14 protein-coding genes are annotated in these 14,224 nt (G+C 55.9%); 12 read left to right on the forward strand and 2 right to left on the reverse strand.

The annotated features are described in order from the left end of the window. The first annotated feature begins 3 nt into the window (after positions 1–3). Genes PGR29_RS20870 through nqrM form a run of 6 tightly spaced genes read left to right on the forward strand, consistent with a single transcriptional unit; the run spans position 4 to position 4,717 of the window. Complete coding sequence (locus tag PGR29_RS20870; protein WP_015704471.1) at positions 4–1,242, forward strand: NADH:ubiquinone reductase (Na(+)-transporting) subunit B; 1,239 nt, start codon at positions 4–6, stop codon at positions 1,240–1,242. Continuing rightward, positions 1,235–2,029 carry a Na(+)-translocating NADH-quinone reductase subunit C gene (locus PGR29_RS20875; protein ID WP_015704472.1) on the forward strand — a complete coding sequence of 265 codons (795 nt, stop codon included), beginning with the start codon at positions 1,235–1,237 and terminating at the stop codon, positions 2,027–2,029. The genes PGR29_RS20870 and PGR29_RS20875 overlap by 8 nt, the downstream gene beginning before the upstream one ends. After that, complete coding sequence (locus tag PGR29_RS20880; protein WP_002889716.1) at positions 2,022–2,660, forward strand: NADH:ubiquinone reductase (Na(+)-transporting) subunit D; 639 nt, start codon at positions 2,022–2,024, stop codon at positions 2,658–2,660. The genes PGR29_RS20875 and PGR29_RS20880 overlap by 8 nt, the downstream gene beginning before the upstream one ends. A gap of 6 nt (positions 2,661–2,666) precedes the next feature. Further along, entirely contained in the window at positions 2,667–3,263 is a 597-nt protein-coding gene (gene nqrE, locus PGR29_RS20885) for an NADH:ubiquinone reductase (Na(+)-transporting) subunit E (RefSeq protein ID WP_015368115.1), read from the forward strand. 12 nt (positions 3,264–3,275) lie between these two features. Beyond that, positions 3,276–4,499: an NADH:ubiquinone reductase (Na(+)-transporting) subunit F gene (nqrF, locus tag PGR29_RS20890; RefSeq protein ID WP_087859105.1), complete on the forward strand. Its 1,224-nt coding sequence runs from the start codon at positions 3,276–3,278 to the stop codon at positions 4,497–4,499. A 2-nt stretch (positions 4,500–4,501) separates the two neighbouring features. Then, on the forward strand, positions 4,502–4,717 hold the full coding sequence (nqrM, locus tag PGR29_RS20895) for a (Na+)-NQR maturation NqrM (RefSeq protein ID WP_015368113.1): 216 nt from the start codon (positions 4,502–4,504) through the stop codon (positions 4,715–4,717). A 55-nt stretch (positions 4,718–4,772) separates the two neighbouring features. Here nqrM and PGR29_RS20900 read toward each other — a convergent pair whose 3' ends face one another. Beyond that, positions 4,773–5,633 (reverse strand): glycerophosphodiester phosphodiesterase family protein, encoded by an 861-nt coding sequence (locus PGR29_RS20900; protein WP_316425228.1) that lies wholly within the window; start codon positions 5,631–5,633, stop codon positions 4,773–4,775. Between the two features lie 159 nt (positions 5,634–5,792). Here PGR29_RS20900 and dinB point away from each other — a divergent pair, with 159 nt between their 5' ends. Both dinB and PGR29_RS20910 read left to right on the forward strand, forming a co-directional pair. After that, complete coding sequence (gene dinB / locus PGR29_RS20905) at positions 5,793–6,848, forward strand: DNA polymerase IV (RefSeq protein WP_015704475.1); 1,056 nt, start codon at positions 5,793–5,795, stop codon at positions 6,846–6,848. A gap of 2 nt (positions 6,849–6,850) precedes the next feature. Then, positions 6,851–7,312, forward strand: a complete 462-nt coding sequence (locus tag PGR29_RS20910) for a GNAT family N-acetyltransferase (RefSeq protein WP_308958710.1) — start codon at positions 6,851–6,853, stop codon at positions 7,310–7,312. Between the two features lie 248 nt (positions 7,313–7,560). Here PGR29_RS20910 and pepD read toward each other — a convergent pair whose 3' ends face one another. Further along, the gene (pepD, locus tag PGR29_RS20915; RefSeq protein ID WP_213317727.1) at positions 7,561–9,018 is read right to left on the reverse strand and encodes a cytosol nonspecific dipeptidase; all 1,458 of its coding nucleotides are present in this window, start codon (positions 9,016–9,018) and stop codon (positions 7,561–7,563) included. 257 nt (positions 9,019–9,275) lie between these two features. Between pepD and gpt the strand changes: the two genes are divergently transcribed. The 4 genes from gpt (at position 9,276) to PGR29_RS20935 (ending at position 14,216) form a co-directional block, all read left to right on the forward strand. Beyond that, complete coding sequence (gpt, locus tag PGR29_RS20920; RefSeq protein WP_002889733.1) at positions 9,276–9,734, forward strand: xanthine phosphoribosyltransferase; 459 nt, start codon at positions 9,276–9,278, stop codon at positions 9,732–9,734. Positions 9,735–9,841: 107 nt separating this feature from the next. Next, positions 9,842–11,086, forward strand: a complete 1,245-nt coding sequence (frsA, locus tag PGR29_RS20925; protein ID WP_113374930.1) for an esterase FrsA — start codon at positions 9,842–9,844, stop codon at positions 11,084–11,086. A gap of 57 nt (positions 11,087–11,143) precedes the next feature. After that, positions 11,144–11,542 (forward strand): sigma factor-binding protein Crl, encoded by a 399-nt coding sequence (gene crl, locus PGR29_RS20930; protein WP_316425231.1) that lies wholly within the window; start codon positions 11,144–11,146, stop codon positions 11,540–11,542. Between the two features lie 409 nt (positions 11,543–11,951). Beyond that, complete coding sequence (locus PGR29_RS20935; RefSeq protein ID WP_271031968.1) at positions 11,952–14,216, forward strand: FdhF/YdeP family oxidoreductase; 2,265 nt, start codon at positions 11,952–11,954, stop codon at positions 14,214–14,216. Positions 14,217–14,224: the final 8 nt, after the last annotated feature.

Raw genomic sequence — 14,224 nt, forward strand, 5'->3', positions numbered from 1 at the left:
GAGATGGGCTTAAAGCACCTGATTGAGAAACTTGAGCCGCATTTCACCCACGGCGGCAAGTTAGCAAAATATTACCCGCTGTATGAAGCGGCGGCGACAATCTTCTACACCCCGGGTTTAGTCACCCGCGGCGCCGCGCACGTACGTGACGCCATCGACCTCAAGCGGATGATGATCCTCGTCTGGTTTGCAGTGTTCCCGGCGATGTTCTGGGGCATGTACAACGTCGGCTTGCAGACAATTCCGGCGCTGCACAAGCTATACGGCGCCGAACAGCTGCAGCAGGTGATTGCCAACAACTGGCACTATAGCGTTGCCCAATGGTTAGGGGTGAGCTTCAGCGCCGATGCCGGGTGGCTCAGCATGATGACGCTGGGGGCGGTATTTTTCCTGCCTATCTACCTGACCGTATTCATCGTTGGCGGTTTTTGGGAAGTACTGTTCGCGATTGTGCGCAAACATGAGATCAACGAAGGCTTTTTCGTTACCTCGATTCTCTTCGCGCTGATTGTGCCGCCCACGATGCCGCTATGGCAGGCGGCGCTGGGGATCTCCTTCGGCGTGGTGATTGCCAAAGAAATTTTCGGCGGCACCGGGCGCAATTTCCTCAACCCGGCGCTGGCGGGGCGCGCGTTTCTGTTCTTTGCCTACCCGGCGCAGATTTCCGGCGACCTGGTATGGACGGCGGCGGACGGTTTTTCCGGCGCGACGCCGCTCTCCCAGTGGGCCAGCGGCGGCGGTGAAGCGCTGGTTAACGTCGCCACCGGCATCCCGGTGAGCTGGATGGACGCCTTCCTTGGCAATATTCCCGGCTCGATTGGCGAAGTGTCGACGCTGATGATCCTCATCGGCGGCGCGTTCATTATCTTTGCCCGTATCGCCTCCTGGCGCATCGTCGCCGGGGTGATGGTCGGCATGATCGCCACCGCCACGCTGTTTAACTTTATCGGTTCCGATACCAACCCCATGTTCTCGATGCCGTGGTACTGGCATCTGGTGCTCGGCGGTTTCGCCTTCGGCATGATGTTTATGGCGACTGACCCGGTATCGGCTTCCTTTACCGATAAAGGTAAATGGAGCTACGGCCTGCTGATTGGCGTGATGTGCGTACTGATTCGCGTCGTCAACCCAGCCTATCCGGAAGGGATGATGTTGGCGATTCTGTTCGCCAACCTCTTTGCGCCGCTGTTCGATTACCTGGTGGTGCAGGCCAATATCAAGCGGAGGAAGTCGCGTGGCTGAGAAGAAAAGTAACGATAGCATCGGCAAAACGCTGCTGGTGGTGCTGGTGCTTTGTCTGGTGTGCTCCATTGTGGTCGCCGGTTCCGCCGTGGGCCTCAAGTCGCGTCAGCAGGAACAACGCGCGCTGGATAAACAGCGCAATATCCTGGCCGTCGCCGGCCTGATGCAGCAGGGGATGGATGCTGACGCGGTGGCGGAAACCTTCGCCGCGCGCATTACCCCGCGGCTGGTCAATCTGGCGACCGGCGAACTGCTGGATAAAGACCCGGGCAAATTTAATCAGGCTCAGGCGCTGAAAGATCCACAGCAGAGCATCGCGCTCGACGCCAGCCAGGATCCGGCCGGGATTAAACGCCGCAGCAACCTGGCGGAAATTTACCTGGTGCGTGACGCGCAGCAGCAGATCCAGGAAGTCGTGCTGCCTATCTATGGCAATGGCCTGTGGTCAATGATGTACGCCTTCGTGGCGCTGGACGTCGATGGGCGTACGGTGAAAGGCATTACTTACTACGATCAGGGCGAAACGCCGGGGCTGGGCGGTGAGGTGGAAAACCCGAACTGGCGTCAGCAGTTTGTCGGTAAGCAGGTGCTGGATGACAACGGCATGCCGTCGTTGAAGGTGGTAAAAGGCGGCGCGCGCGCAGGCGATCTCCACGCGGTTGACGGTTTATCCGGCGCCACGCTGACATCAAACGGCGTGCAGCATAGCTTTGATTTCTGGATGGGCGAACTGGGCTTTGGTCCGTTCCTGAAAAAGGTTCGTGAGGGAGAGCTGAATAATGGCTGAACAGAGCGATATGAAAGAGGTGAAGCGCGTGCTGGTGGGGCCGCTTATCGCCAATAACCCCATCGCCCTGCAGGTGCTCGGCGTCTGCTCCGCGCTGGCGGTGACTACCAAACTGGAAACCGCCTTCGTGATGACCATTGCGGTGACGCTGGTGACGGCGTTTTCCAGCATGTTTATCTCTATGATTCGCCACCATATTCCCAATAGCGTACGTATCATCGTGCAGATGGCGATCATCGCCTCGTTGGTTATCGTGGTGGATCAGCTGCTGCGGGCTTTCGCCTATGAGACCTCTAAGCAGCTGTCGGTGTTCGTCGGGCTTATCATCACGAACTGTATCGTGATGGGGCGTGCCGAAGCTTATGCCATGAAATCGCCGCCGCTGGCCAGCTTTATGGATGGTATCGGTAACGGTCTCGGTTACGGCGCGATCCTGATTATCGTCGGCTTCCTGCGCGAGCTTATCGGCAGCGGCAAGCTGTTCGGTATCACCGTACTGGAAACGGTGCAGAACGGCGGCTGGTATCAGCCGAACGGCCTGTTCCTGCTGGCGCCGAGCGCGTTCTTCATTATCGGTTTGCTGATTTGGGCCCTGCGTAGCTGGAAGCCTGAACAGCAGGAAAAGGAGTAACCGGTCATGGCTCATTACATTAGCCTGTTTGTCCGCGCGGTGTTCGTTGAGAACATGGCGCTGGCCTTCTTCCTCGGGATGTGTACCTTCCTCGCGGTGTCGAAAAAGGTTTCCACCGCGTTTGGCCTCGGCGTTGCGGTCACGGTGGTGCTGGGTCTTGCCGTACCGATCAACAATCTGGTCTATAACCTGGTGCTGCGCGACGGCGCATTGATGGAAGGCGTAGACCTCAGCTTCCTTAACTTCATCACCTTTATCGGGGTGATTGCGGCGCTGGTGCAAATACTTGAGATGATCCTCGATAAGTACTTCCCGGCACTCTATAACGCGTTAGGGATCTTCCTGCCGCTTATCGCCGTTAACTGCGCTATTTTCGGCGGCGTGTCGTTTATGGTGCAGCGCGATTACAACTTCCCGGAATCTATTGTCTACGGCTTTGGTTCCGGTATTGGCTGGATGCTGGCGATTGTCGCGATGGCGGGGATCCGCGAAAAAATGAAGTACGCCAACGTGCCCGCCGGTCTGCGCGGGTTAGGGATCACCTTTATCACCACCGGACTGATGGCGCTCGGCTTTATGTCATTCTCCGGTGTGCAGCTATAAGGGCGGAAAAGTATGGAAATTATTCTTGGCGTGGTGATGTTCACGCTGATCGTGCTGGTCCTGTCGGGGCTCATCCTGGTGGCGCGCTCGAAGCTGGTGAACGCGGGCGACGTGGTTATTGAAATCAATAACGAAGCGGATAAACAGATCCGCACGCCGGCGGGCGACAAACTGCTGAACACGCTCTCCAGCAACGGTATCTTCGTCTCTTCCGCCTGCGGCGGCGGCGGCTCCTGCGGCCAGTGCCGGGTGACCATCAAAGAAGGCGGCGGCGATATTTTGCCGACCGAGCTTTCGCATATCACCAAACGCGAAGCCAAAGAAGGGTGCCGCCTGGCCTGCCAGGTGGCGGTGAAGCAGAATATGAAAATTGAGCTGCCGGAAGAGATTTTCGGCGTGAAAAAATGGGAGTGCGAGGTTATCTCTAATGATAACAAAGCGACCTTCATTAAAGAGCTCAAATTACGGGTGCCGGATGGTGAAGCGGTGCCGTTCCGCGCCGGCGGTTATATTCAGATCGAATGCCCGTCGCATAAAGTGGCCTATGCCGACTTTGATATTCCCGATGAATATCGCTCAGACTGGGACAAGTTCAACCTGTTCCGCTATGTCTCTGAGGTGAAAGAGCCGACCCTGCGCGCCTACTCGATGGCTAACTACCCGGAAGAGGAGGGCATCATTATGCTCAACGTGCGTATCGCCACGCCGCCGCCGAAGGTACCGGATGCGCCGCCGGGGATTATGTCGTCCTATATCTGGTCGCTGAAGCCTGGCGATAAGGTGACGATTTCCGGGCCGTTTGGCGAGTTCTTTGCCAAAGAGACCGACGCCGAGATGGTGTTTATCGGCGGTGGCGCGGGAATGGCGCCGATGCGTTCGCACATCTTTGACCAGCTTAAGCGCCTGCACAGCAAGCGTAAAATCAGCTTCTGGTACGGCGCGCGTTCGCTGCGTGAAATGTTCTATGACGATGAGTTTGAACAGCTGGCGCGCGAAAACCCCAATTTTACCTTCCACGTCGCGCTCTCCGATCCGCTGCCGGAAGATAACTGGACCGGGCATACGGGCTTTATCCATAATGTTCTGTATGAAAACTATCTGCGCGACCATCCGGCGCCGGAAGATTGCGAGTTCTATATGTGCGGGCCGCCGGTGATGAACGCCGCGGTGATTAAAATGCTCAAAGACCTGGGCGTTGAAGATGAGAACATCATGCTCGACGACTTTGGAGGCTGATGATGTGGACGGTATTTGTCGCGACCTTTGTGATTTTTGCGCTGGTGATCCTTGGCATGTCCCTGGGCTACCTGGTGAAGCGTAAGAGTATTCAAGGCAGCTGCGGCGGGATCTCCTCGCTGGGGCTGGAGAAAGTCTGCGACTGTCCGGAACCGTGCGACGCGCGTAAGAAACGTCTCGCCCGCGAGGCGCAGCGCCAGCAGCAGCGCATTCTCTAATGCGCCGACGGCGCTACGCTTGCGTTTTCAGGCCGCTTTCGCGGCCTTTTTTATCTTACTGCCAGCTTTTCGCCTGCGCCGGAGAGTCCACCATCACGCCGTCGGCGCCCAGCTCTTTCGCCGTACGATAATCTTCCGCGCTATTGATACCGAAGAAAATGATGTGGGCCTTACCCTGCGAGCGGAAGCAATCCATCGCCTCTTTATCCCAGGTGAGCGTCGCCGGAGAAACGCCTTCACCGAGGGTAAACTTCTCGACTACCTCCACCTTGCGCTTCAGCTCCAGCCCGTACCACTTATCGCCATCGCGCTGGCTGTCTTGCTGACACTGGTGGCTGAGCGAAACGTTTGCAAGCCTGGTTCGGGTTTCGCTGCGGCTAACAAAGCGTGGGATTGGTTGCGGCAGAGCGGCGATATAGCGGTCTTCGGTGGAGTAAACCCGTACCCGCTCGAGGCTATGGGTGTTTTTTAACACCTCCAGCAGACGTTCGCCCATCACCACCGGATCGGCATCCGGTGATTTTATATCGATGTAGAAGAAGGTCTGCGGCCACTGCTGCAGCACGCTTTGCAAGGTCGGGATCGTGGCCTGCTTGCCGCGCCACGGACGGCTGTCATCGCCCCATTTCCAGCCGGCATCGACTTTTGCCAGCTCGGCGGCGGTTAAGCTTGAGATCTTGCCCTCGGCGTTGGTCAGGGCGGAGAGATCGCTTGAGCGATAGAGCACCGGTACGCCGTCGCGGCTTAGCTGTACCGTAATCCAGATGGCCTGCGCGTGGTTTTCCAGCGCCAGCTTGATGGCCGGTAGGGTGTTTTCCGGCGCATCGCCGGTGCCGCCGCGGTGGGCAATCAGCTGCGGGTTGGCGAAAGCGCTGCCGGTTGCCAGCAGACAGAGTAGCGTGAGTATTTTCTTCATGATTGTATCTTCCTGATTCATTATTTAAATGCATGAAAATAAACGTGATTTATTTCACTTTTATGTTGTAACAGCTTTTTTGGCGGTTGAATTAAAAAAAGAATAAAATTCGCACGTAGTTTTGCTATGCTGTATGGGTATACAGTGTTGGGCAAGGCGATGCGTAAAATTATCCATGTCGATATGGACTGCTTCTTCGCAGCGGTGGAAATGCGTGACAACCCGGCGTTGCGCGATATCCCCATTGCAATCGGCGGCAGTCGGGTACAACGTGGCGTGATTAGTACCGCGAACTATCCTGCGCGTAAGTTTGGCGTGCGCAGCGCGATGCCGACGGCGACGGCGCTTAAACTGTGTCCGCACCTCACGCTGCTGCCGGGGCGCTTTGATGCCTACAAAGAAGCCTCGAACCATATCCGTGAAATTTTCTCCCGCTATACCTCGTTAATCGAGCCGCTGTCGCTGGATGAAGCCTACCTTGACGTGAGCGACAGCGTACACTGCCACGGCTCTGCCACGCTGATGGCCCAGGAGATCCGCCAGACCATCGAGCGTGAACTGAATCTCACCGCTTCGGCGGGGGTGGCGCCGGTTAAATTTCTCGCCAAAATCGCTTCAGATATGAACAAGCCGAATGGTCAGTTCGTCATTGCCCCGCACCAGGTGGCGGAATTTGTGCGGTCTCTGCCGCTGGCGAAAATCCCAGGCGTCGGGAAGGTGTCGGCGGCGAAGCTGGAAAATATGGGGCTGCGTACCTGTGGCGACGTGCAGAACAGCGATCTGGCGATGCTGCTTAAACGCTTTGGTAAGTTTGGGCGTATCCTGTGGGAGCGCAGCCACGGCATTGACGAGCGCGAAATCCATAACGATCGTCAGCGTAAATCGGTCGGCGTCGAGCGCACTCTTGCGGAAGATATTCACGAGTGGTCAGACTGCGAAGCGATTATCGAAAATCTCTATCCCGAGCTCGAACGCCGTCTGGCGAAGGTAAAACCGGATCTACTGATCGCCCGGCAAGGTATCAAACTGAAGTTTAACGATTTTCAGCTCACCACTCAGGAGCACGTCTGGCCGCGGTTAAACAAAGAGGATTTAATCGCGACCGCACGCAACGCCTGGCTTGAACGTCGGGGCAGCCGCGGCGTGCGGCTGGTGGGGTTACACGTGACGCTGCTCGACCCACAGCTCGAAAGACAACTGGTACTTGGACTATAACGATGTTAACGATCAGGTCGTATCTAGAAGATGATTTTCCGGCGCTGTGCGCCATTTTTTTGCGCGCGGTGAGAGAGACCGCCAGCCGGGATTATTCTCCCGCGCAAATTGCCGCCTGGGCGCAGGTTGATGAATCCCGCTGGCGGCAGAAACTTGCTCATTCGCAAGTGCTGGTGGCGGTTATTGATAATCAGCCGGTTGGATTTATCACTGCCGTTAATGATTATATCGACCTTTTATTCGTCTCGCCGGATTATACCCGCCGGGGAATAGGCCATGCGCTCATCGGGGCGGTCTGCGCCAGCCATCCGGGAAAGGTACTGTCGGTCGATGCGAGTATAACGGCACGATCCAGTTTTCTTCGTCAGGGATTCCGTGTCGTCGCTGAGCAGCGAGTAGAATCGCGTGGAGAGTGGTTCACCAACTATCGAATGGAAAAACGCGGTTCGGGTAAGGCTGAATAGATACTGTTATCGGTTTGCGATTTCTTTAGCTTGAGAAAAGCTTTTATCTTATAAAGCTGAGAGTCTGTTGCGGTCCAGTCGCCGCCAGGAATTTTCCCGGAGGCGGCGCGTTGCGCCTTATCCGGGCTACCAAACTGCACATTACTGTAGTCGGCGTAGGTCGGGTAAGGCGTTAGCCGCCACCCGACAATACAGGTCATAACCGGGCCGGAGAGACAACCGACGGCATGGCGCCGCCGGTGTAGGGCTTACTTAGCCGGAATCGCTTTCAGCAGTTCGGTCAGCAGCGTCCAGTACTGGCCGACGCTCTCGATATGAACCTGCTCATCCGGGGAGTGCGGGCCGGTAATGGTTGGGCCGATGGAAACCATGTCCATGTCCGGATACGGTTTTTTGAACAGACCGCATTCCAGGCCAGCGTGGATAATCTGAATGTTCGGCGTCTTGTTGAACAGACGCTGATAGGTCTCGCGCACCAGGTGCATAACCGGGGAATTGGCATCCGGCTGCCAGCCTGGGTAAGCGCCTTTGGCTTCGGTTTTCGCCCCGGCCAGTTTGCCCAGCGAATCCAGCATGCTGACGACGTAGTCTTTACCGCTGTCGATCAGCGAGCGAATCAGGCAGTGGATCTGCACGTTGTCGTCGGTCATGGTCACGACGCCGACGTTCAGCGAGGTTTCAACCACGCCTTTGGCGACGTCAGAGTTGCGGATCACGCCGTTCGGCGTCGCGTTCAGCAGGCGCACGAAACCGTCGCGGGAAGCCTGAGTCAGCGCCGCTTTATCGTTCGCGACCGCTTCCAGCAGGACGACCAGATTCTTCTCTTTGGCCGCCAGTTCGTTTTTCAGGATCTCCTGGTAAGTATTCACCAGTGCTTTCAGCGCATCCGCTTTATCCGCGGCGACGGCGACGGTCGCGAAGGCTTCACGCGGGATGGCGTTACGCAGCGTACCGCCGTTGAAATCCACCAGACGCAGATCCAGTTCATCGGCATGGCCCGCCAGGAAGCGCGCCAGCAGCTTGTTAGCGTTGCCCAGACCGACGTGGATTTCACCGCCGGAGTGGCCGCCTTTTAAGCCTTTCAGGGTCAGTTTAAAGCTCTGGAAACCGTCAGGAATCGCTTCGCGAGTCAGCGCCAGGTTAGAGGTGAAATCGATACCGCCGGCGCAACCCATGTAGATTTCGCCTTCTTCTTCCGAATCGGTATTGATCAGGATATCCGCCTGCAGCCAGTTGGCCTGCAGACCGAACGCACCATCCATGCCGGCTTCTTCGGTCATGGTCAGCAGCACTTCCAGCGGGCCGTGGGCAACGCTATCGTCGGCCAGCACCGCCAGCGCGGAGGCCATACCGATGCCGTTATCCGCGCCCAGGGTGGTGCCGCGCGCTTTAACCCACTCGCCGTCGATGTACGGCTGAATCGGGTCTTTGGTGAAGTCGTGGACGGTATCGTTATTTTTCTGCGGCACCATATCGAGGTGCGCCTGCAGAACCACCGGCTTGCGGTTTTCCATACCGGCAGTCGCGCCTTTACGAATCAGAATGTTGCCAACCTGGTCGCGTTCCGCGTGTAAGCCTTTCTCTTTTGCCCAACCCATGATGTGCTCGGCGAGCTGTTCTTCGTGATAGGACGGGTGCGGGATGGAGCAAATTTTGGCAAAAATATCCCAAAGCGGTTGCGGGGATAATTGAGACAATTCAGACACGATGAGTCTCCTTACAGTCACCTGCAAAAGTCGTTTACAGGTCGAGGGTTAGCAATAAGATTCACTACAAGCTCGGGCTTGCGCGATGTGGTTGAGAATACCACTTTCCGCGCGCTCTGCTAGTGTAAAGCACGCAAAAAGCGTTGCTGGAGGCGCTTAATACTGGTTTTTAGTGCGTCAGGTCTCTATAATCTCGCGCAACCATTTTCCCCCTCGAACAATATTTAAGCCGTTATACACAGGCTGGGACAATTCACATGAGCGAAAAATACGTCGTCACCTGGGACATGTTGCAGATTCACGCCCGCAAACTGGCAAGCCGTCTGCTGCCGGTTGAACAATGGAAAGGCATCATTGCCGTTAGCCGTGGCGGTCTGGTACCGGGAGCTTTACTGGCGCGTGAACTGGGTATTCGTCATGTTGATACCGTATGTATCTCTAGCTACGATCACGACAACCAGCGCGAACTGAAAGTACTGAAGCGCGCTGAAGGCGATGGCGAAGGTTTCATCGTTATTGATGACCTGGTCGATACCGGCGGCACCGCTGTCGCTATCCGCGAAATGTATCCTAAAGCGCACTTTGTCACCATTTTCGCCAAGCCGGCGGGCCGTCCGCTGGTTGATGATTATGTGGTTGATATCCCGCAGGATACCTGGATTGAACAGCCGTGGGATATGGGCGTCGTCTTCGTACCGCCAATCGCTGGCCGTTAATTCCCGCCAATAGTGAATAATTACCACGCCCGGTTATGCCGGGCGTGGTTTTTTTTACCCTGACGCGGGTTACAATAGCGCAAGCAGCAACATGATGGAGGCGGCACATGTCACAGGCTAACCTTAGCGAAACGTTGTTTAAACCCCGATTCAAATACCCGGAAACCTCAACGCTGGTCCGTCGGTTTTCATCCGGCCAGCATCAGGACATGCAGACCGCGTTGAGCGGTAATCACGTCGATCACTGGTATCGCTTAATCAATCGCCTGATGTGGATCTGGCGCGGCGTCTCGCCGCAAGAGATATGGGATGTCCAGGCGCGCATCGTGATGAGCGATGCCGAGCGCTCCGACCCGGAACTCTACGATACGGTGATTGGCTATCGCGGCGGCAACTGGGTGTATGAGTGGACTAAACAAGCGATGATGTGGCAGCAAAAAGCGACTCAGGAAGCCGATCCTCTGCAGAGCGGTCGCCACTGGCTGCACGCCTCCAACCTCTATAGCATCGCCGCCTACCCGCATATTAAGGGCGATGGGCTAGCCGATCAGGCGCAGACGCTGGCCAATCGGGCCTATGAAGAGGCGGCGCAACGTCTGCCGGGCGAGCTGCGTGAACTGGAGTTCGCTATCCCCGGCGGCGCGCCGGTGACGGGCTTCCTGCATATGCCGAAAGGCGAAGGCCCGTTCCCGACGGTGCTGATGTGCGGCGGTCTGGATTCGCTGCAAACCGATTATTACAGCCTGTATGAGAAGTATTTTGCCCCGCTGGGTATCGCCATGCTGACGCTGGACATGCCGTCCATCGGTTTCTCAACCAAGTGGACGCTGAGCCAGGACACCAGCATGCTGCATCAGTACGTGCTGCAGCATCTGCAGAATGTCCCCTGGGTTGACCATACCCGGGTGGCGGCATTTGGTTTCCGCTTCGGCGCCAATATTGCGGTTCGTCTGGGGTATCTGGAATCGCAGCGGCTGAAGGCGGTGGCCTGTCTGGGACCGGTGGTGCATAACCTGCTGGTGGATCCGCAGCTGATGGCGCGGGTGCCTGAGATGTTCCTCGATGTGCTGGCATCGCGTCTTGGCATGCACGATGCTTCCGACGAAGCGCTGCGCGTCGAGCTCAACCGTTATTCATTAAAAACCCAGGGCTTGCTGGGCCGCCGTTGCCCTACGCCGATGCTCTCCGGCTACTGGAAAGACGATCCCTTTAGCCCCGAAGAGGAGTCGCGGTTAATCACCTCGTCTTCGGCGGATGGCAAGCTGCTGGAGATACCGTTTAAGCCGGTTTACCGTAATTTCGATCACGCATTGCGTCAGATTGCCCGCTGGATCAACCATAGATTTGGTTAATATATTGCTAAATTTTATTGGTTTGGTAAAACAGTTGCATCACTAAAGGAGATCGCAATGACGTTACCGAGTGGACACCTGAAAAGTAAGCTGATTAAAAAATTCACGGCGCTAGGCCCCTATATCCGTGAAGGGCAGTGTGAAGAGAACCGCTTTTTTTTCGACTGCCTGGCAGTTTGCGTCAACGTTAAACCAGCGCCGGAGAAGCGGGAATTCTGGGGCTGGTGGATGGAAATGGAAGCACAGGAATCTCGTTTCACTTATAGCTACCAGTTCGGCCTGTTTGATAAAGAGGGTGACTGGCAAGCGGTCGACATCGACGATCCTGAAGTTCGTGAAAGACTCGAAAAAACGCTGCGTGAGTTCCACGAGCGCGCTGCGGCGCTGCTGACGACGTTCAATCTAAAACTCGAACCGGCTGACGATTTCAGCGAACCGGTTCGCCTGCGCGCGTAATTTCTCCCGGGTGCCTGTTACCGCAGGCACCCCCCGAAAAAATCGATACCAATTGTAAATAACCGCCGCACCAATCCGCCTCTCGTTATACGAGGCGGCAATATAGTAGGTAGTTAAACGAAAATATTATTTACCCCTTCCTGGGGGGCTACTGCTGTGGTTTTACGTTCTGTTTACCATGTAATGATATTTGGGTGACATATTACAGCCTGAATCAATGCTTAAGATAAATATAACTATTTGTTTGTTAACGGTTAATTCGTGTTTGATTAATGCTGGGTGCTATTCGAATTATAATTCTACTTCTTTTTTATTATTTATCCGCTTACCGTTACTCCATGGTGGGAATCAGTACATCAAAAACGCTGTGTTAATAAAGAGCGATTGAAAATAACGCTGATGTATTCTGATGACTAATAATACCCGAGGCCTGAAACAATACGCCGGAGCCGCCGGCGGTTGGGGGGCCGTTAAAGCCTGTACCGCCCACGTTTTGGGGCAAAAAACGCCGCTGCGCGATACCATCGCACTATTTAAAATGAACCAGGTTAAAGGGTTTGACTGCCCTGGCTGCGCCTGGCCGGACCCGGAACACCGCTCGCCGATGGAGCTGTGCGAAAACGGCGTCAAGGCCGTGTCGTGGGAGACAACGGCAAAGAAAGCGACGCCTGAATTCTTTGCTCATCATACGCTTGCGGATCTGTGGCAGCGCAGTGATTATGAGCTAGAAAATTACGGTCGTCTCACTCATCCGATGAAGTACGACATCATCAGCGATACCTATCAACCGGTCGCCTGGGAACAGGCATTTGCCGAAATCGGCGAGATCATGCGTGGTTTTGCGCCGGACGAGATGGAGTTTTATACCTCAGGGCGCACCTCCAACGAAGCGGCGTTTCTCTATCAACTGTATGCCCGGGAATATGGCAGCAACAATTTCCCTGACTGCTCCAACATGTGCCATAGTCCCACCGGCACGGGGCTGGGCTCGTCTATTGGTATTGGTAAAGGAACCGTTGAACTTAGCGATTTTGAGGCGGCCGATCTGGTGATTTGCGTGGGTCATAACCCCGGAACGAACCATCCGCGAATGCTCTCTACGCTACGGGAAGTAGCGCAGCGCGGTGGTAAAATCATCTCGGTTAACCCGCTGCGCGAGCGTGGTCTGGAACGCTTTAGTTTTCCGCAGTCGCCGTCCGATATGTTGTTAGGTCAGCATACCGACCTTTCCAGCGACTATTTCCAGATCCGCGTCGGCGGCGATGCCTGGTTCTTCCGCGGAGCAATGAAAGCGCTGTTGGCCTTAGATGCGCAGCATCCGGTCATTCATCACGACTTTATTGCCGGGCACACTTCGAGCTATCCGGCGCTGTTGGCCGATCTTGAAGCGCTATCGTGGGACGATATCGAGCGTGGAGCAGGGGTTAAACGCGAAGTGGTCGAATACTTTGCCGGGATCTACAGCCGTCATCAGCGGGTGATCATTAGCTATGGTTTGGGTATCACTCAACATCGCAACGGCACGCAGAACGTACAACAACTGGTTAATCTACTGTTGATGCGCGGTAATATGGGGCGCAAAGGCGCGGGCATCTGTCCGTTGCGCGGTCACTCCAACGTGCAGGGCGACAGAAGCGTCGGCATTAACGAAGCCCCGAGTGAAGAGTTTAATCTGCGACTGGAGAGCTACTTTGGCATCAAGGCGCCGCGCCAGCATGGCCGTTCCTCGGTCGAAAGTATCAAAGCGATTGAAGATAAACGCGCGCGCGGCCTGATCTGCATGGGCGGTAATCTGGCGGTAGCGATGCCAGATCCGCTGCGTACATTCCCGGCCATGCGCCGCCTGGAACTGCAGGTCCATATCGCCACCAAGCTGAATCGCTCGCATCTGTTGGCGGGCAAAGATACCTTTTTATTCCCGGCGCTTGGCCGCAGCGAACGCGATCTGCAAATCTCGGGCGTACAGTCGATCACCGTCGAAGATTCAATGAGCATGGTACATGCCTCTACCGGTTCGCTGAAGCCTGCTTCTCCGCATTTGCTATCCGAACCGGCCATTGTCGCCGGACTGGCCCGCGCGACGCTGCCGGATAGCCCAGTCTCCTGGGAGCGGTTGACGGGTGATTACCGTCTGATCCGTGACGCGATTGAAGCGGTGATCCCGGAATTCCATCAGTTTAATGCGCGCATTGCCGCGCCGGGCGGCTTCCGCCTTGATAACCCGGCTTCGCGTGGCGAATATCGTACCGAATCGGGTAAAGCGACGTTCCATGTCTGCAATCTGACCGCCGTTGATGATGCGCTACCGGTGGATAGTCTGGTATTGACTACCATCCGCAGCCACGATCAATACAACACCACCATCTACGGCATGGATGACCGCTATCGCGGCGTAACCGGCCGCCGCGATATTATCTTCCTCAGTGAGGAAGAAGCGCGTAAGCGTCAGTTGAGGCAGGGGGATCGGGTCAATATCATGGCACTGGATGCGCGGGGCGAACCGGACGGTGAGAAAGTGCTGTTGAATCAGACGGTGTTTATCGTATCGATGGCGGCGGCCTCGGTTGCCGCTTATCTACCGGAGGCCAATATTCTGCTGTCGTTGGATGCGGTCGATAAAGAGAGCCTGACGCCGGCTTATAAGAGCGTACCGGTACTTATTCGCCGGGCCTGAGGAATAAC

The organism is Klebsiella sp. 141203 (assembly GCF_032601985.1).
GTDB lineage: Bacteria > Pseudomonadota > Gammaproteobacteria > Enterobacterales > Enterobacteriaceae > Klebsiella > Klebsiella aerogenes.

Bases quoted from the DNA above. Each gene is read 5' to 3' on its own strand.
- PGR29_RS20870 (WP_015704471.1), top strand. From the start codon at position 4: ATGGGCTTAAAGCACCTGATTGAGAAACTTGAGCCGCATTTCACCCAC.
- PGR29_RS20880 (WP_002889716.1), top strand. From the start codon at position 2,022: ATGGCTGAACAGAGCGATATGAAAGAGGTGAAGCGCGTGCTGGTGGGG.
- nqrE (WP_015368115.1), top strand. From the start codon at position 2,667: ATGGCTCATTACATTAGCCTGTTTGTCCGCGCGGTGTTCGTTGAGAAC.
- nqrF (WP_087859105.1), top strand. From the start codon at position 3,276: ATGGAAATTATTCTTGGCGTGGTGATGTTCACGCTGATCGTGCTGGTC.
- nqrM (WP_015368113.1), top strand. From the start codon at position 4,502: ATGTGGACGGTATTTGTCGCGACCTTTGTGATTTTTGCGCTGGTGATC.
- PGR29_RS20900 (WP_316425228.1), bottom strand. From the start codon at position 5,633: ATGAAGAAAATACTCACGCTACTCTGTCTGCTGGCAACCGGCAGCGCT.
- dinB (WP_015704475.1), top strand. From the start codon at position 5,793: ATGCGTAAAATTATCCATGTCGATATGGACTGCTTCTTCGCAGCGGTG.
- PGR29_RS20910 (WP_308958710.1), top strand. From the start codon at position 6,851: ATGTTAACGATCAGGTCGTATCTAGAAGATGATTTTCCGGCGCTGTGC.
- gpt (WP_002889733.1), top strand. From the start codon at position 9,276: ATGAGCGAAAAATACGTCGTCACCTGGGACATGTTGCAGATTCACGCC.
- frsA (WP_113374930.1), top strand. From the start codon at position 9,842: ATGTCACAGGCTAACCTTAGCGAAACGTTGTTTAAACCCCGATTCAAA.
- crl (WP_316425231.1), top strand. From the start codon at position 11,144: ATGACGTTACCGAGTGGACACCTGAAAAGTAAGCTGATTAAAAAATTC.
- PGR29_RS20935 (WP_271031968.1), top strand. From the start codon at position 11,952: ATGACTAATAATACCCGAGGCCTGAAACAATACGCCGGAGCCGCCGGC.